The organism is Marinobacter koreensis (assembly GCF_023156285.1).
Lineage (GTDB): Bacteria > Pseudomonadota > Gammaproteobacteria > Pseudomonadales > Oleiphilaceae > Marinobacter > Marinobacter koreensis.
Genome location: NZ_JAKZAJ010000006.1, coordinates 17,013 through 33,770 on the forward strand (window position 1 = coordinate 17,013; position 16,758 = coordinate 33,770).

The 16,758-nt window shown below is 58.5% G+C and carries 16 protein-coding genes; 13 read left to right on the top strand and 3 right to left on the bottom strand.

What is annotated here, in order from left to right; translation table 11 throughout:
• The first annotated feature begins 7 nt into the window (after positions 1-7).
• Both MLD04_RS15570 and MLD04_RS15575 read left to right on the top strand, forming a co-directional pair.
• Entirely contained in the window at positions 8-2,185 is a 2,178-nt protein-coding gene (locus MLD04_RS15570) for a carboxy terminal-processing peptidase (RefSeq protein ID WP_248160371.1), read from the top strand.
• A 15-nt stretch (positions 2,186-2,200) separates the two neighbouring features.
• Positions 2,201-2,944, top strand: coding sequence for a helix-turn-helix domain-containing protein (locus MLD04_RS15575; protein WP_248160372.1), 744 nt, complete (start codon positions 2,201-2,203; stop codon positions 2,942-2,944).
• Here MLD04_RS15575 and mtnA read toward each other — a convergent pair.
• Positions 2,933-3,994 (bottom strand): S-methyl-5-thioribose-1-phosphate isomerase, encoded by a 1,062-nt coding sequence (gene mtnA, locus MLD04_RS15580; protein WP_248160373.1) that lies wholly within the window; start codon positions 3,992-3,994, stop codon positions 2,933-2,935. The genes MLD04_RS15575 and mtnA overlap by 12 nt on opposite strands.
• A 211-nt stretch (positions 3,995-4,205) precedes the next feature.
• Between mtnA and MLD04_RS15585 the strand changes: the two genes are divergently transcribed.
• The 8 genes from MLD04_RS15585 to rdgC all read left to right on the top strand — a co-directional run bounded on the left by MLD04_RS15585 (position 4,206) and on the right by rdgC (position 10,032).
• Positions 4,206-5,549: a TRZ/ATZ family hydrolase gene (locus tag MLD04_RS15585; RefSeq protein ID WP_248160374.1), complete on the top strand. Its 1,344-nt coding sequence runs from the start codon at positions 4,206-4,208 to the stop codon at positions 5,547-5,549.
• A gap of 32 nt (positions 5,550-5,581) precedes the next feature.
• Entirely contained in the window at positions 5,582-6,298 is a 717-nt protein-coding gene (gene ubiG / locus MLD04_RS15590) for a bifunctional 2-polyprenyl-6-hydroxyphenol methylase/3-demethylubiquinol 3-O-methyltransferase UbiG (protein WP_248160375.1), read from the top strand.
• Positions 6,291-6,980, top strand: coding sequence for a phosphoglycolate phosphatase (gene gph / locus MLD04_RS15595; RefSeq protein ID WP_248160376.1), 690 nt, complete (start codon positions 6,291-6,293; stop codon positions 6,978-6,980). Before ubiG ends, gph begins: the two co-directional genes overlap by 8 nt.
• Positions 6,981-7,014: 34 nt before the next feature.
• Positions 7,015-7,767 (top strand): YciK family oxidoreductase, encoded by a 753-nt coding sequence (locus MLD04_RS15600; protein WP_248160377.1) that lies wholly within the window; start codon positions 7,015-7,017, stop codon positions 7,765-7,767.
• Entirely contained in the window at positions 7,767-8,000 is a 234-nt protein-coding gene (locus MLD04_RS15605; RefSeq protein WP_008937905.1) for a glutaredoxin family protein, read from the top strand. The genes MLD04_RS15600 and MLD04_RS15605 overlap by 1 nt, the downstream gene beginning before the upstream one ends.
• 12 nt (positions 8,001-8,012) lie before the next feature.
• On the top strand, positions 8,013-8,783 hold the full coding sequence (yaaA, locus tag MLD04_RS15610; RefSeq protein WP_248160378.1) for a peroxide stress protein YaaA: 771 nt from the start codon (positions 8,013-8,015) through the stop codon (positions 8,781-8,783).
• Between the two features lie 24 nt (positions 8,784-8,807).
• The gene (locus MLD04_RS15615) at positions 8,808-9,008 is read left to right on the top strand and encodes a DUF2788 domain-containing protein (RefSeq protein WP_008937903.1); all 201 of its coding nucleotides are present in this window, start codon (positions 8,808-8,810) and stop codon (positions 9,006-9,008) included.
• Positions 9,009-9,105: 97 nt separating this feature from the next.
• Positions 9,106-10,032, top strand: a complete 927-nt coding sequence (gene rdgC, locus MLD04_RS15620) for a recombination-associated protein RdgC (protein ID WP_248160379.1) — start codon at positions 9,106-9,108, stop codon at positions 10,030-10,032.
• Positions 10,033-10,050: 18 nt separating this feature from the next.
• On the opposite strand, the gene MLD04_RS15625 is transcribed toward rdgC, so the two are convergent.
• Complete coding sequence (locus tag MLD04_RS15625) at positions 10,051-12,807, bottom strand: bifunctional acetate--CoA ligase family protein/GNAT family N-acetyltransferase (protein ID WP_248160380.1); 2,757 nt, start codon at positions 12,805-12,807, stop codon at positions 10,051-10,053.
• A gap of 210 nt (positions 12,808-13,017) precedes the next feature.
• Here MLD04_RS15625 and MLD04_RS15630 point away from each other — a divergent pair, with 210 nt between their 5' ends.
• Positions 13,018-13,944: a histone deacetylase family protein gene (locus tag MLD04_RS15630; protein ID WP_248160381.1), complete on the top strand. Its 927-nt coding sequence runs from the start codon at positions 13,018-13,020 to the stop codon at positions 13,942-13,944.
• A 6-nt stretch (positions 13,945-13,950) separates the two neighbouring features.
• Here MLD04_RS15630 and MLD04_RS15635 read toward each other — a convergent pair whose 3' ends face one another.
• Positions 13,951-14,868: a flagellar protein MotY gene (locus tag MLD04_RS15635; protein ID WP_248160382.1), complete on the bottom strand. Its 918-nt coding sequence runs from the start codon at positions 14,866-14,868 to the stop codon at positions 13,951-13,953.
• A gap of 148 nt (positions 14,869-15,016) precedes the next feature.
• On the opposite strand from MLD04_RS15635, the gene pyrC reads away from it, so the two are divergent.
• Positions 15,017-16,048: a dihydroorotase gene (pyrC, locus tag MLD04_RS15640; protein ID WP_248160383.1), complete on the top strand. Its 1,032-nt coding sequence runs from the start codon at positions 15,017-15,019 to the stop codon at positions 16,046-16,048.
• A gap of 44 nt (positions 16,049-16,092) precedes the next feature.
• Complete coding sequence (gene rnt, locus MLD04_RS15645) at positions 16,093-16,749, top strand: ribonuclease T (protein WP_248160384.1); 657 nt, start codon at positions 16,093-16,095, stop codon at positions 16,747-16,749.
• The last annotated feature ends 9 nt before the right edge of the window (positions 16,750-16,758 follow it).

Genomic DNA, 16,758 nt, shown 5'->3' on the forward strand with positions numbered 1-16,758 from the left:
GTATTTTATGACCATCGCGGAAAACGTTTTTCCCCGTCGCCAGGCCTTCTCCGGTTCCGGCAAGAAGCTCTTTAGAACTCTGACTGTTACCCTGCTGCTCTCAACTGCGTTTGGCGCGCAAGCAAAGCTTGATGAGGCAAACAAGGTCTATAAGCCGGTGGCGCCGACCATTGAACAGGCCCGCGCCAATATCCTGATCGCGAGGCAGCTTCAGTTCACCCATTTCCGCGACCTCAGCATCAACAATCAGCTCTCAGATGAGGTGTTCAACGCTTATCTGGATTATCTGGATGGGCAGCGGATCTACCTCACAAAGCAGGACATCAGCAAGTTCGACAATGTCCGACCACAACTCGGCTCGGCCCTGAAAACCGGACAACTGCAGCCCGGTTTTGACATCTACAACCTGGTGCAGGAAAGAATCATCGGGCGGCTCAAATTTGCCCTGAATGTCATTGACCAGGGCATCGACAAGCTTGATTTCTCCAAAGACGAGTCGATTCTTCTGGACCGATCAAAGGCGGACTGGGAACCAGACACCGCGGCACTGGATGAACTGTGGATCAAGCGCATCAAGAACGCCGTCCTCGCCCAGCGACTGAACGGCACTGACGACGACACCATTGCCGACAATCTCAAGCGACGTTACGAAGGTCAGCTCAAGCGGGCTTACCAGGCACGTAGCGAAGATGCGTTCCAGGCCTATATGAACGCATTTACCGGCATGTGGGATCCCCATACCTCCTACTTCTCGCCGCGCGTTTCCGAAAACTTCAACATCAACATGAGCCTGTCCCTGGAAGGGATTGGCGCCGTGCTCCAGTCCGACAACGAATACACCAAGGTCGTTCGTCTCGTACCCGGAGGACCGGCGTCCAAACAGGGCCAGTTGCAACCGGCTGATCGGATCGTGGCTGTTGGCCAGGGCGACGAGAAGCCCGTCAACGTCATTGGCTGGCGCCTGGACGAGGTGGTCGACCTGATTCGTGGCCCGCGGGATTCCGTGGTGAAACTGGAGGTGATCCCGGCCAATGCCTCCGACGAGACGGTTACCAAGACCATTTCGATCAAGCGGGACCAGGTCAAACTGGAAGAGCAAAGCGCGAGCAAGGACGTCATCCATCTCAAGCGGGACGGCAAGGACTACAACGTCGGGGTGATTACCATCCCCACTTTCTACGCCGACTTCCAGGCAATGCAGGCTGGTGATCCGAACTACAAGAGCACCACTCGGGATGTCCGTAAACTGATCGGCGAGCTCGAACAGAACGACGGTATCGACGGACTCGTCATTGACCTGCGCAACAACGGCGGCGGCGCGCTCCAGGAAGCCAACGACCTGGTCGGACTGTTTATCGAGCAGGGCCCGACCGTTCAGATCCGCCATGCCAACAACGAAGTTCAGGTCATGAAGGACGAAGACCCGTCGGTCGCCTATGACGGCCCGATGGTGGTTCTGGTGAACCGGATGAGTGCGTCCGCCTCGGAGATTTTCGCTGGCGCTATCCAGGATTATGGCCGAGGTCTGGTGGTTGGCTCACAGACGTTCGGCAAGGGAACAGTGCAGGCAGTTCGCCCCCTCAATCACGGGCAACTCAAGATCACCCAGTCCAAGTTCTATCGTATCTCCGGCGGTTCCACCCAGCACAAGGGCGTTATTCCGGACATCGAGATCCCCTCGCGCATCGACAAGAACCGGATTGGTGAGGACGCACTGGATCATGCCCTGCCCTGGGATCAGATTGAAGCCGTCCCCCACACCCGTTACTTCGACTTCAGTAACGTGATTGGTGAATTGCGCAAACGCCACGACCAACGGTTTGCCAAAAGCCCGGATTTCAAGCTTCTCCAACGGGAAATCGACTTCCTGAACAAGCAGCGTGAACAGGACTCCGTCAGCCTGAACGAGGACAAGCGTCGCTCCCAATACAATCAGATCGAACGAACCCGCCTGACGATTGCCAATGCCCGTCGCGAGCTTCACGGCGAGAAGCCGTTCGATAGCCTTGAAGCATTGGAAAAATGGCAGGACGCTCAGGCCGCAGATCTGGATAAGACGGATGAGGAAATGGACTTTGTCATCAAGGAAGGCGGATACATCATGGCCGATATGCTGGATCTGGATCACAACATGGCGTCCATCATCACGCCTCACCAGTTTGCGGCCCAGGCTCCGGCCAAATAGGGCCGGGGCACTCCCATGACGGCCGACAGCGGGCGCAAGCCGGAGAACCCCGAAGAAGCCCGGGAGATCCGGAACATGCTGCTGGATGCCCTGCATGCCATGAAATCCATGGACGCGGCGGATTCCATGGCGCCGGCAGCCGGGAGTACCAGGGAACAGGAAGGCATTGTCGACCGGCTGCTTCAGCTCACAGGCTCGGCACTCAGGTTGGGTGCCAGGGCCACCGACACGTCACTCCGGTTCGGGCGGGCATTGATGCACTCCCAGGACCAGCTCAGGGCGATGCTGATTGCCGGCCAGTCACTGAAGGACATCCGCGAAGTCGCGGGTCTGACGCTGAGTGAAATGAGCGAGGCTCTCAACCTTCGCGACAAGTCGGTGCTGGAAGCCATTGAAAACGGCACCGCCACTCTGTCTTTTGAATTGATACTGCGGCTGGCGGCACTGATCGCCCGCAACGACCCGATTCCCTTCATTCTTCGAACTACCCGGAACTACAATCCGGAAGTCTGGAAACTGCTGAACGACTGGGGCGTTGGCCGGTTACCGCTGCAGTTCGAGCGGGAACGGGAGTTCATTAACATTTTCCGTCGTCACGACGACGCGCGAAACCTGACCGATGAAGGTTTTCGCCGGGTTCTGGAATTCACGCGCCAAAGCTTCGAAATGTCACTGCACTTTGTGGAGGAACAGGAGCGCCAGGTTAGCGAAATGAAACGCCAATTGGAGGAATCCGGAAAGGACTCCTCAATCGAATAACGCCTGCATTCCGGTAATGTTCGGATTTTTGACAACGCCCTTTTCGGTCACGATTGCGTCAATCAGACTGGCCGGCGTCACATCGAACACCGGATTGAAGACACTTACGCCGTCCGGTGCCAACGGAATACCCCGAATCTCTCTCACCTCGTTGCCATGGCGCTCCTCAATAGGAATGTCCTTACCGGAGGACAATGACATGTCGATCGTGCTTGACGGAGCCACAACCATAAAGCCCACCTTGTGATGCCTGGCGAGGACCGCCAGGTTATAGGTTCCGATCTTGTTCGCGACATCGCCATTGGCGGTAATCCGGTCAGCGCCGACGACAATCCAGCTGACCTCGCCTCGAGCCAGGATAGCAGCGGCCGCCCCATCGGCATTCAACGTGACAGGGATGCCATCCCGGGAAAGCTCCCAGGCCGTCAGGCGACTGCCCTGAAGCCAGGGACGGGTTTCATCCGCAAACACCTCCTTCAATTTCCCCTGCTCATGCAAACGCCGAATGACACCCAGGGCCGTGCCATAACCACCTGTTGCCAGTGCACCGGTATTGCAGTGGGTCAGGACCGAAATGGAACCCTCGGGATTGATCAGTTCCAGAGCGTGATCCGCCATGGCGAGATTGGCGGCAACATCCTCCTCGTGGATGCGTTCCGCTTCGACGGCGAGGCGCTTGGTTGCCTCCTCCAGAGAATGGCACTCATGGAACACACGTTCCATGCGCTGGAGCGCCCAGAACAGATTGACAGCGGTTGGTCGCGATTCTGCAAGAACGCGTATGGCCTGGAGAATCTCGGCCTTCCAGTCACCTCCGCCAGCGTGGCGGGCTGCCAACGCAACACCATAGGCGGCACTGATCCCGATCGCCGGTGCCCCTCGCACCACCATGTCACGAATGCACTGTGCCACGGCGGTAGCGCCCTCCGCCGTTATCCAGTGCTCTTCAGTTGGCAACAGTCTCTGATCCAGTAACTCGAGGCTATGGCCATGCCAGCGCAACGCAACTGTCCCAAGCTTCCGCTCACTCTGACCACTCTGATTTGCCATTACATGCCTCCTTTGGATGCTTTCAGGGCCGGACAGTATACCGGCCCCGGAAAAAGATACGCCCGGAATTCCTTTCTTTAACTAACAGTGGATCCGTTGAGCCCTTATCACAAGGTCCAGGGTAGTCCTTGCTGCACGCGCTGGTTATACTCTCGGGCAACAATTCATCCGCACGCGCGGGCAATTCGCCGGCGCATTTCAAGGCGAACGAATGACGGCAGATACCATCACCACCGCAGCCGATATCCGCATCAATGCCCGATGGGTGATTCCCATTGAACCGGCCGATACAGTTCTGGAAAACCACGCCATTATTATTCGCGGCTCCCGGATACTGGCGGTCATTCCCCAGGATCAGGCCAATCACGAATTCCACGCCCGTGAAGCGGTGGATTTACCCGACCACGTCGTGATGCCCGGGCTGATCAACATGCACGGACACGCCGCCATGTCGCTGTTTCGCGGCCTCGCGGATGACCTGCCATTGATGACCTGGCTGAATGATCATATCTGGCCCGCCGAACAGAAGTTTATCAGCGAGCAGTTCATCGCCGATGGTACCCAACTGGCCATGGCCGAAATGCTGCGCACCGGCACGACAACCTTTTCGGACATGTATTTCTTCCCCGAAATCGTTGCCCAGGCGGCCCATGATGCCGGCATGAGAGCACAGGTATGTTTCCCGTTGCTCGACTTCCCGACGGCCTGGGGATCCGGGCCGGAAGAGTACTTCCGTAAAGGTGCCGATCTGATCGAAACCTGGGAAACCGACGAGTTCATTATGCCGGCTATCGGTCCGCACGCGCCCTACACCGTCTCTGACGGCCCCCTGGCGACTGCACTGGCGCTATCCCGCGAGACCGGCGCACGCATCCAGATGCACCTGCACGAAACCGCGTTCGAGGTAGACGAGGCGGTGAAGACCAGCGAAAAGCGCCCCACTCAGCGGATTGACGAAATCGGCCTGCTCGGGCCCGACACCCAGTGCGTCCACATGACCCAACTCGATGACACAGACATCGACCGGGTGGCGACCTCTGGTGCGCACGTTGTGCATTGCCCGGAGTCCAACCTGAAGCTGGCCAGCGGACTCTGCCCCGTGCAGCGACTCATCGATCGGGGCATCAATGTGGCCATCGGCACCGACGGGGCAGCCAGTAACAATGATCTCGACCTGTTCGGTGAGCTGCGCAGTGCCGCCATGATCGCCAAGGTCACCGCCCAGGATGCCGCTGCGCTGTCGGCACATCAGGCGCTTGCCATGGCGACGATCAATGGCGCCCGTGCTCTGGGCCGGGAGCACGATCTGGGTTCCCTGGTCCCGGGCAAGCTTGCCGATCTCATTGCCATTGATCTGAGTGATCCCTTTCTGCAACCGGTGTATGATCCGGCCTCGCATCTGGTCTACAGCAATCATGGCCGTGCGGTAAGCCATAGCTGGATTCACGGCGTACCTCAACTGCAGGATGGAAAGCTCACCCGCATCGACGTTGCGGACCTCACACTTCGGGTCAATGCGTGGCGGGAGCGAATCCGCCAGTCCGAAACCCGTTAACTGAATTTCGACAGTGCCAGACAGGGCCAACCATGACCAATCAGAACGTAGACCGGAACGAAATCGCCAAATTCGAAGCACTGGCGAATCGCTGGTGGGACCCCTCCAGCGAGTTCAAGCCGCTGCACGACATCAACCCGTTGCGGCTCAACTACATCGATGAGCGCGTGTCTCTGGCGGGCAAAAAGGTTCTGGATGTGGGTTGCGGCGGAGGTTTGCTCTCCGAGGGCATGGCCCAGCGCGGCGCACACGTGACCGGAATCGATATGGGCGAAGCGCCCTTGTCGGTTGCCAGACTGCACGGCCTGGAGAGCGGGATTTCCGTGGACTACCGGCAGATCACCGTTGAAGAGCTTGCCCGGGATCCTGAACAGGCCGGACAGTACGACGTAGTAACCTGCCTCGAAATGCTCGAGCATGTGCCTGATCCGGCTTCTGTGCTCAAGTCCTGCGCTGCGATGCTGAAGCCCGGTGGGCACCTTTTCGTCTCGACCATCAACCGGAACCCGAAGTCGTTCCTGTTCGCTATTGTGGGTGCCGAGTACGTCCTGAACATGCTCCCCAAAGGCACCCACGAATGGAAAAAGTTTATCCGCCCTTCGGAAATGTCGGATTTTCTGCGGCAGGCCGGCCTGGACGTGCGGGAGCTTACCGGAATGACGTATAACCCGATCACCAAGAGCTACAAACTGGGACGGGATGTCGATGTAAACTACCTGATGCACGCCCGCGACACCCGTGATGCCTGAACAGAGCCTTTCCGCCGTTCTTTTCGACCTGGACGGTACCCTGATTGACACCGCGCCGGACTTTATCCGGTGCCTCAACCAGTTGCGTGCACAACACGGCCTTTCAGCCCTCCCGGCAGAACAGATACGACGTTCGGTCTCAAACGGGGCCCGCGCCATGATCCGGGTCGGTTTCGGGCTGGACCCCGATCATCCGGACTACACCGAGAAACACACCGCCTTCCTGGATCTCTACGAAGCCGGCGTAGCCGTTGAAACACGGCTGTTTGAAGGTATGGACGTGTTATTGCGTAGTCTGGAAGCGAGGAACATCCCCTGGGGTATCGTCACCAACAAGCCGGTGCGATTCGCCGCGCCTCTGGTCAAAGCTCTGGGCCTGGCCGACCGGTGCGCGGTGGTCATCTGCCCGGATCACGTTGCGCAACGGAAACCCCATCCCGAGGCCCTTCTGCTCGCCTGTTCGCGGATCGGCCGTGATCCGGCCGGCACAATTTATGTGGGTGATCACGAACGGGATATTCAGGCAGGCCGCAACGCGGGGATGAAAACGGTAGCGGTCCGTTATGGCTACATCGAGGAACCGGAGACGGTGGATCTATGGCAAGCCGACCAGATCGCCGATACGGTCAGCGATCTGGCAAAGCTGTTACAATGCGAACCTGACGAAACCTCGCCGGCCTGACGGCCAGGCGCTTACGCGAAACGGAGACACGTGTATGCACGATTACCAAGCGCCCGCCGATCTGCTCAAGGATCGCATTATCATGGTAACGGGTGCCGGCAGCGGAATCGGACGTGCCGCCGCCAAGGCCTATGCCGCACACGGAGCCACCGTCATTCTGGTGGGTCGTACCGTATCGCGGCTGGAAGAAGTCTACGATGAGATTGAGGCCGCCGGTCATCCGAAGCCTGCCATCGTACCCATGAATTTCGAGGGCGCGGCCGTCAAGGACTACGAAGAGCTGGCCATGACCATCGAAGACAACTTCGGTCGACTCGACGGTTTGCTTCACAATGCGGCGATTCTCGGCAACCGGAGTCCGGTTGAACTGTACGATCCGGAAATGTGGAACAAGGTCATGCACGTTAACGCCACCGCGCCTTTCCTGCTGAGCCGGGCCATGATTCCGCTTTTACGCCAATCAGGCGATGCCTCCGTCGTCTTTACCTCCTCTGGCGTCGGCCGCAAGGCGAAGGCCTACTGGGGCGCTTATGCGGTCTCAAAATTTGCCATTGAGGGCCTGAGCCAGCTGATGTCGGAAGAACTTGACGACGAGCGGCACAATATCCGGGTCAACAGCCTGAACCCGGGCGCAACGCGTACCCAGATGCGGTCCATGGCCTATCCGGCGGAGAATCCACAGCAGAACCCCGCACCAGAGGAACTGATGCCCATTTACCTGTATCTGATGGGACGTGACAGCCGTGACGTGAACGGCCAACAACTGGACGCACAGCCGAAGAAATAATGGAACTGTATTTCTACACCACATCCCAGTGCCATTTGTGTGAACTGGCGGAGGCCCTGCTGGTCAATACCCCGATGCCGGAACCTGTGCCGGTGGACGTTGTGGACATCGCCCAGTCGGAGGACCTGGTAAAACGTTATGGCACACGCATCCCGGTCCTGCGCCGCAACGATACCGGGGCTGAACTGGACTGGCCGTTTACCCGGGACCAGTTACTGACGTTTTTGCAATGAGGACTTTCTGACATGTTAATGGTGATCTCCCCGGCCAAGACGCTGGACTACGAGAGTCCGCTGGCGACAAACACATACACCCAGCCAGATTTTCTGGACGACGCCTGCGAACTGGTTGACCAACTGAAGACGCTGGAGCCGCATCAGATCAGTAACCTGATGAGCATCAGCGACAAGCTGGGACAGCTCAACGCCGATCGCTTCCGTACCTGGCACACGCCGTTCACCCCGGAAAACGCCCGTCAGGCCATCCTGGCGTTCAAGGGCGATGTGTACACCGGCCTGGCCGCCGAAAGCTTCAGTGAAGACGACTTCCAGTTTGCTCAGGAACACCTCCGCATGCTGTCAGGCCTATACGGAGTATTGAAGCCGCTCGATCTGATGCAGCCCTACCGTCTCGAAATGGGAACCCGCTTTGAAAATCATCGCGGCAAGGACCTTTATGCCTTCTGGGGCAGCCGGATCACTGAAGAAATCAACCGCCTCCTGACCAATGACGATGGCGTGCTGGTGAACCTGGCCTCCAACGAGTATTTCAAGAGCATCCGCAAGAAGGAGCTTGAAGGCCGGCTGATCACGCCGCAGTTCAAGGACTGGAAGAATGGTCAATACAAGATGATCAGCTTCTACGCCAAGAAGGCCAGGGGCCTGATGTGCCGGTATGCCATACAGAACCGCATAACCCAGGCGGACGATCTCAAGGGCTTTGACCTGGATGGATACTATTTCAGCGAAGACCAGTCCAAGGGGGACAACTGGGTCTTCCTGCGTGACGAACAGTAAAGGCGCTTTTCTACGGAGTTATCGATGAACGAAGCTGTATTTTCCCAGATTGCCATGCTTGTCCTGCTCACCGCCCTGATCGGCTGGATGGGCTTTATCGTGTGGGATCTTGCCAAGAAATCCCAGGCGGGCCGGTTCGGCACCATCGCCCTGTTCATTGTCCTCGGGGCCGGCGTAGTCGGTTTTCTGGTGAAGACCGTTCTGGTTGAGGTCCTCCAGATATAGCGTCTGTCCCGTCACTTTACGGCCACCGCCCGGTGGCCGTATCATCCCCTCCCCTTTTCGTATTCCCGACTCGATTCAACAGCAAGGATTCCGCCCGATGTGGTTTCGTAACGCCCGTGTATTCCGTTTCACCAAGCCGTTCGATATTTCTGCCGAAGACCTGGAAGAAAAACTGCAAGCCGAGGCCTTCAAGCCCTGTGGCCCCCAGGAAACCACTCGTCAGGGCTGGGTTCCGCCGCTTGGCAAGCACGGAGAGCAACTGGTGCACAGCGCAAATGGCTATCACCTGATTGCTCTTCGCAAGGAAGAGAAGATCCTCCCGGGACCAGTCGTCAAGGAAGCGGTGGAAGAACGCGCAGAGGCCATTGAGATCGAGCAGGGCCGTAAGGTCCGCCGGAAGGAAAAGGACGAAATCAAGGAACAGGTCATGCTGGAGATGCTGCCCCAGGCCTTCTCCCGGAACCGTCGCTGCTACGCGTACCTCGCACCGCAGGACGGCGTGCTGGTCGTCGATGCCGGGTCCGCCAAACAGGCCGAGGACCTGGCCTCCACCCTGCGCAAAAGCGTCGGCTCGCTGCCGGTGCGTCCCCCGGCTGTCGAGCAATCCCCGGCCTTTACATTCACTGGCTGGCTCAACGAAACCATCGATCTGCCAGAGCGCATCACCCTGGGCAGCGAGTGCGAACTCAAGGACCCCTCCGAGGATGGCGGTGTCGTTCGCTGTAAAGGGCTCGACCTGAAGGCCGACGAAATCCGCAACCACCTCGAAGCCGGAATGCAGGTCACCAAGCTCTCGCTTACCTGGGACGACAATGTTTCCCTGGTACTGGACGAAGAACTGGGCATCCGCCGCCTGAAATTCGGCGAAACCCTGCAGGAGCAGCTGGATGACGTCGATGCGGATGACGCGGCCGCCCGCTTCGACGCCGCATTCAGCCTGATGACACTGGAGCTGTCCCGCATGATACCGGGACTGCTTGAGGCACTTGGCGGAGAAGACCGTTCCGCCATTGTCGAGGAATAGCCCGCCGGCCGAGACCCGCTATAGGTGGGCGCCGCTGGCCTGCCCGAGCCTCTCCTTCTGCCAGTCTTTCTCCGGTTCGTTCAGGACGAGCCGGAGATCCATGACTTCTTCCTCGGTGTTGTACTTGATCTCGAAGCCCAGATGTTCGGCCAGCTGCAGCATGGGCCGGTTATCCGGAAGTACATTGCCGATCATTTCCATGGTTCCCCGGGCACGGCAGTAGTCGATCATCTTCTGCATCAGCGCAACGCCCAGCCCCTCGCCTTTCATTTTATCGTCGACCATCACGGCGAACTCACAGCGAAGGTTATCGGCATCGGTCCAGGTTCGTACGGTCCCCAGGGTCTCTTCCCCCTCACCGTCTTCCCTCGGTGCATTAGCGATGAAAACCATTTCTCGGTCATAGTCGATCTGCACCATCTGGGCTACGTCTTCCCGCGAGAAATGCTTGCGATACTGGAAAAAGCGATAACGGATCGATTCCGGAGACTGGTGTTCGTGGAATGCTCGGTGGGCCGGTTCATCCTCGGCCAGAACCGGCCGGATGACCACCCGGCGCCCGGACCTGGGCAATACAATCCACTCCTCGAGCTCTTTCGGGTACGGCTGGATGATCGGCCGGTTCGGCTTTTCGTCCAGGTTGATCGCCACGTTCACCGCCACGGCACCGTTCTCGTTGAACAGTAAGGGAGAGATCTCCAGCCCCTTGATCTCGGGAATATCAATCACGATCTGCGACAGGGTCACCAGGGTTTCCGATACCGCCCGGATGTCTTCCTCAGGCTTGAGGCTGTGTTCCATCAGCAGCTTGTACATATAGGTGCGACGCAACAACTCCCGCGCCAGAACCATGTTCAACGGGGGCAAAGCAATCTGGCGATCGGTCATCACGTTGATCTGGGCACCGGATGCACCGCAGACCACAAGCGGGCCAAAATCCCGGTCCCGGGTAATACCCACGCTGAATTCCACGCCACCCACGTGTTGATAGGAGCGCTGTACCGCAAAGCCGACGAATCCGCTCTCGGGGAAATGTTCCTTGTACTCCTCCATGAGATAACGGCAGGCATCCATGATGGCTGCCTCGCTGTTAAGCTTTTTCATGGTGCCCTTGTAACGACGCTGCGTAGGGCTGAGGTCCAGAAACGGGTGACAGACCTGCTCATGGATGATGGTGATATCCACGGGGCGGCGCTCTACGGCAAACGCTTCCAGCACCTCCTCCATGTCTTCGCAGTAGATGGTATCGATGGTGTTGATGCCATAGTCACTGACAACACGCCGTGCTTCCCGATTGGACAGGTGCATTCGACCGCTGCGTAAGGCATTCACCACCAACCGCCGGATCTGGCTCCGGTCGGCAAAATGTTCGGTAAAGGACTCCGGCGTTTCCGTCAGCAGCCTCTGGACCCGCTGGTGCCGGACGTGCTGCATAAAGGCCATCACCGCCTTTTCCGGATTGAAAAACGACGGGATCCCGGCCCGGTAGAACTCCTCGCGGGAATCCATCACGGTGCTCTGCCCCAGCCAGCAGGTGAACACATTGAGACGGGTTCCCTTGGAGGCCTGAACCACGGCATCCGCAATTTGCAGACTGTCCTCCGTGAGACTCGGCGCGTACATGACCAGTACGTTGGCCACCTCCGGGTCTTTTGCCAGAACCTTTATGGCCTTGGCGTAAAGTTCCGGGGAGGCATCGTAGTTCAGGTCGATGGGGTTCTTCCGGGTCCAGTACGGCGGCAGTAATTCCGCCAATGCTTCAATGGAATGGTCGGACAGCTGGGCCAGCTCACCGCCAAGATCCGCCAACCGATCCACTGCCAGAACGCCGGGACCAACCCCGTTAGCCATGATGGCCAGGGTTTCCCGGCGAAGCGGCCGCATTCGGGTCAGAGTTTCCAGCGCATCGAACATCTGGCCCAGGCCGTCCACCCGTAGCACACCCGCCCTCTGCAGCATGGCATCGTAGATCGGATCGCTGCGCTTGAGACCGGCCGGCAGTTCGTGATGGAACCACTCGGATTCCGGAACCCGACCGGATTTGACCGCGATGACAGGTTTGGTCCGCGAGGCCACCCGGACCGCCGACATGAATCGTCGCGCATTGGGGATATTTTCGATGTGCAGCAGGATGGCCCGGGTCTGGGTGTCCTGCGCCAGATAATCGATCAGATCATCATGATCGATGTCCATTCCATCACCCAGCGTCAGAAAGTAGGAAAAGCCGACACCCCGGGCGAACGCCCAATCCAGCACGGAACTGGCAATGGTGCCACTCTGGCCAACGAAGGCCACGCGTCCCGGAATGGCCCCCATGTGCGCATAGGTGGCGTTGAGATTCCTTGCGGGCACCATCAGGCCGATAGTGTTCGGACCGAGGACCCGGATACTGGTCTCCCGCGCAGCCTCACGCACGGAATACATCAACGGCTGACCGGTTTTACTGTGAGTCCGGGACATACCGCCGGTCATCACAATGGCCGTTCTCACCCCCGCCTCGCCCAGCTTACGGACCATCTTGGGCACAGTGTCCGGCGGGGTACAGATAATTGCGAGGTCGGGTGTGAAGTCCATCTTGCCCACTTTCGCAACGCAACGCACACCATGGACGTTATCGTAACCGCTCTGGTTCACCACCAGCAGCCGGTCAGTGGGATAGCCGCCCCCCATCAGATTCCGCAGGACCATGCCCCCCAGATTATCGGCACGCTCGGAAGCACCGATCACGACAATCGAGTCAGGATTGAACAGGCTTTCCAGGTAACGGGTGCTCAAAATGGTCTCCTCGGAACGTCCCAGGTCGGGATGAAGCGCATGATAACGTCAATAGAACAGGTTACTTATCGATGTATACCCTATCTTAGGCATTCCTGTATTGATGTAAAACGGCTATCCCTTCTATAAGACCAAAGAAACACGGCGCACTGCGGTCTTCCCTGATACCATTGATGAAAAGACAGACAAAATCAGGACCTGCAGAGACGTATGACGACGGCATTCTTTTCCCACGACGACTTCATGAAGCACAACATGGGCGCTGACCATCCGGAATGCCCCGAGCGACTGTCGTCGATTCTGGCCTACCTGGCGGACACCCACCTTGAACAGGATCTGGACTGGGTGCGTCCGGAAGAAGCCACTCGGGACCAGCTACTCACCGTCCATCCGGAGAAATACATCCAGCAACTGGAGATGATGGAGCCGACCCGGGGGCGGGTGTTCACCGATCCGGATACCGCCATGATGCCGGACACACTCCGGGCTGCCCGTCTGGCCGCTGGTGCCAATATCCAGGCCGTCGACATGGTGATGAGCAGCCAGGTGACCAACGCGTTTGTCTGTGCGAGGCCGCCCGGGCATCACGCCGAGCGCTCCAAGTCCATGGGCTTCTGCTTTTTCAACAACATTGCCCTCGCTGCAATGCGGGCATTGAACTTCCACCATCTTGAGCGGGTGGCCATCATCGATTTCGACGTTCATCAGGGCAATGGCACGGTGGACATCGTCGGCGGGGATGAACGCATCCTCATGTGCTCGAGTTTCCAGCACCCGTTCTACCCCCATTCCCACGTACACCGGCAGGCCCACAACATCGTGAACGTGCCGATTCCGGCCGATTGTTCACCGGCGGAATACCGCAAAGCAGTGGAAGATGGCTGGTTGAAGAAACTTCAGGATTTCCGACCCCAGGTGATCCTGGTGTCCGCCGGCTTCGATGGCCACAAGCTGGACCCGATGGCCGAACTCAACCTGGAAACGGAAGATTATCGATGGTTGACGGAAATGATTACCAGCGTCGCCAACGACCATTCCAACGACCGGGTCATTTCAACGCTTGAAGGGGGCTACCACCTTCGGGCCCTGGCGGAGAGCGTGACGGCTCATCTGGAGGTACTGAACTCGGTTTACTAGCGCCACCTAGCCGGCGTTATCATCCCCACCATAACCGCTGGCCTGCTGGAAAACCGGCCGCTCGCCCTTGCGTTGAAGACGGATGGTGGTGCGACGGTTCTCGGACGGGCGACTGGAAATCGGGTAACGATCGCCATGCGCCCGGACAATGATCAGGTCTTCCGGAACGCCTCTGAATTTCAGATAGTCCGCCACCACATTGGCGCGATCCTCAGAAAGGGCACGATTGTCGATCCGACTGCCCCGGCGATCGGTGTGGCCGTCCACAAAGATTCGCTCGATGGTCGAGTCCGCACGGACAAACGTCGCAATGTTATCGAGCAACTTCATGTCTGATTGGGACAGGGATTTGCTGCCGCTGCTGAATCGGATCTTCGACCGCTGAACCTGATCGAAATTGACTGGCAGAAGATTGGCTGTACAGGCCCGGTACTGCTCGAACGGACCGGCGAAGTTGATGTTCGAAACCTGAACCCGTACCGGGTTCTCGTCATACCAGGCATCACGGATAATGGTCGGCTGCATGCCATCCAGCAGTCCCCGGGCCACCATAAGAGCCTTTCGGGTATCCAGTGCCACCGGTCGGTTGCCGTCAGAGATATTGATAGTGCCAAGCGGCTTCGGAGCAACGCCGGGGCGCCAGGCAGGTGCTTCGACAACGAGCTGCCCCCGACCAGGCTTCATCATTGCCGAGTCCGTCTCAAGGAAAAACGAGAGGGATTCCCCGGCACGACGACGAAACACCGCCCGACCATAACCGGGCACATCGTGCACCAACGAACACTGAAAGACGGATTCCGAAAGGTACCACTGACTGGTTTCCACGCCCGCGCCGAAGCTGGCGCCATGACTGGCGGGAGCCACTGCCGAGATCGCAAAAGCCGCAACCATGCCCGGGACTGTTTTTCGAAGCCGTAGCGCCATCGTATCGTTACCAGAAATAGGGTTCTTCGTCGGTTACTATTGCGGTTATCGGCAGGCCTCCGGAATGCTTTAATCGCCAGGCAGGAAAACAAGAGGGCCCGGCTTCTGGTATAATCCGCCAAATTTTATTGCCTTCCGGAATCCGTCCATGACAGATCAACTGACCATAACCCGCCCGGACGACTGGCACCTCCATGTGCGGGATGGCGACGTGCTGAACAACGTTGTACCGGCCACCGCCTCCTGTTTCGGGCGGGCCATCATCATGCCGAATCTGGTACCACCGGTCACCACCGCGGCGGATGCCATGGCCTATCGCGAACGGATCCTGGCCGCCGCCGGGACGTCAGCGTTTGAGCCGTTGATGACACTCTACCTGACGGAAGCGACAACGCCGGAAACCATCCGTGAGGCGAAGTCAGCCGGCGTGATCGCCGCAAAGCTCTATCCCGCCGGGGCCACCACCAATTCGGCATCCGGGGTTACCGATATCCGGAAGATCTATCCGGTCCTGCAGGCGATGGCCGATTGCGGCATGCTGCTGTTGGTGCACGGCGAGGTGACCGATCCAGAGATCGACATCTTTGATCGGGAGAAGGTTTTCCTCGAACGGGTTCTGGCACCAACACTTGAGGGATTTCCGGGGCTGAAGGTTGTGCTTGAACATATCACGACCGCCGATTCCGCCGAGTTTGTCCGGAATCACCAGGGCGACAACCTCGGGGCCACCCTGACGCCCCAACACCTGATGTACAACCGCAACCACATGCTGGTAGGTGGCATCCGCCCCCATCTCTACTGCCTGCCGATTCTCAAGCGCAATCGACACCAGGAGGCGCTGCGGGCCGCGGTTGCCAGTGGCGACCGTCGATTTTTCCTCGGAACCGATTCAGCGCCCCACGCCAAAGACCGCAAGGAAGCCGCATGTGGTTGTGCCGGATGCTATTCGGCCTACGGTGCCATCGGATTGTATGCCGATATCTTCGAGGAACTGGGCATCCTCGACAAGCTTGAGGCCTTTGCCAGCTTCAATGGCGCGGATTTCTACGGGCTTCCCAGAAACCGCGATACCGTGACACTGATCCGGCAGCCCTGGACCATGCCCGAAGAACTGCCACTGGCAGACGGAACGATTGTACCGCTCAAAGCCGGTGAAACCATCAACTGGCAACTGGCGTAACAACCAGACTGAAACCCAACATACAGCCGACGACCGGAGCACGAGTGACCGACCAACCCCAAGAACCGCACCCATTATCCCGACGCTTTCGCGGCTTCCTGCCCGTCGTGGTGGACGTGGAAACGGCTGGCTTCAACCCGGAGCGTGATGCATTACTGGAGATTGCCGCTGTGCTGCTCACCATGGACGAGGATGGCTGGCTGGTGCGTGGAGAAACCCACGTGCAACAGATTGACCCGTTTGAAGGTGCCAATCTGGAGCAGTCGGCCCTGGATTTCACCGGCATAGACCCCTGGGATCCGGAGCGGGAAGCCGTGCCTGAACGGGAAGGATTGAGTGAGATCTTCAGCCCGATCCGAAAGGCGGTCAAATCCCACGACTGCAAGCGGGCGGTCCTGGTGGGCCACAATGCCACCTTTGATCACAACTTCGTGTTTGCCGCCGCAATGCGTGCGGACATCAAGCGAAATCCCTTCCACCCGTTTTCCACCTTCGATACCGCTACCCTCGCCGGCCTTGCGTATGGCCACACCGTTCTGGCGCAGGCCTGCAAGATTGCCGGTATTCCGTTCAGCAACAAAGAGGCGCATTCGGCCGCCTATGATGCGGAGAAAACGGCCGACCTTTTCTGCGGGATTGTGAACCGTTGGAAAGAGCTGGGCGGCTTCCCTCCACCTCCTCTCGAGGAAGCCTCCGAGTAAGCCATAAAA

Coding starts and splice junctions, on each gene's coding strand:
- MLD04_RS15570 (WP_248160371.1), top strand. CDS start 8: ATGACCATCGCGGAAAACGTTTTTCCCCGTCGCCAGGCCTTCTCCGGT.
- MLD04_RS15575 (WP_248160372.1), top strand. CDS start 2,201: ATGACGGCCGACAGCGGGCGCAAGCCGGAGAACCCCGAAGAAGCCCGG.
- mtnA (WP_248160373.1), bottom strand. CDS start 3,994: ATGGCAAATCAGAGTGGTCAGAGTGAGCGGAAGCTTGGGACAGTTGCG.
- MLD04_RS15585 (WP_248160374.1), top strand. CDS start 4,206: ATGACGGCAGATACCATCACCACCGCAGCCGATATCCGCATCAATGCC.
- ubiG (WP_248160375.1), top strand. CDS start 5,582: ATGACCAATCAGAACGTAGACCGGAACGAAATCGCCAAATTCGAAGCA.
- gph (WP_248160376.1), top strand. CDS start 6,291: ATGCCTGAACAGAGCCTTTCCGCCGTTCTTTTCGACCTGGACGGTACC.
- MLD04_RS15600 (WP_248160377.1), top strand. CDS start 7,015: ATGCACGATTACCAAGCGCCCGCCGATCTGCTCAAGGATCGCATTATC.
- MLD04_RS15605 (WP_008937905.1), top strand. CDS start 7,767: ATGGAACTGTATTTCTACACCACATCCCAGTGCCATTTGTGTGAACTG.
- yaaA (WP_248160378.1), top strand. CDS start 8,013: ATGTTAATGGTGATCTCCCCGGCCAAGACGCTGGACTACGAGAGTCCG.
- MLD04_RS15615 (WP_008937903.1), top strand. CDS start 8,808: ATGAACGAAGCTGTATTTTCCCAGATTGCCATGCTTGTCCTGCTCACC.
- rdgC (WP_248160379.1), top strand. CDS start 9,106: ATGTGGTTTCGTAACGCCCGTGTATTCCGTTTCACCAAGCCGTTCGAT.
- MLD04_RS15630 (WP_248160381.1), top strand. CDS start 13,018: ATGACGACGGCATTCTTTTCCCACGACGACTTCATGAAGCACAACATG.
- MLD04_RS15635 (WP_248160382.1), bottom strand. CDS start 14,868: ATGGCGCTACGGCTTCGAAAAACAGTCCCGGGCATGGTTGCGGCTTTT.
- pyrC (WP_248160383.1), top strand. CDS start 15,017: ATGACAGATCAACTGACCATAACCCGCCCGGACGACTGGCACCTCCAT.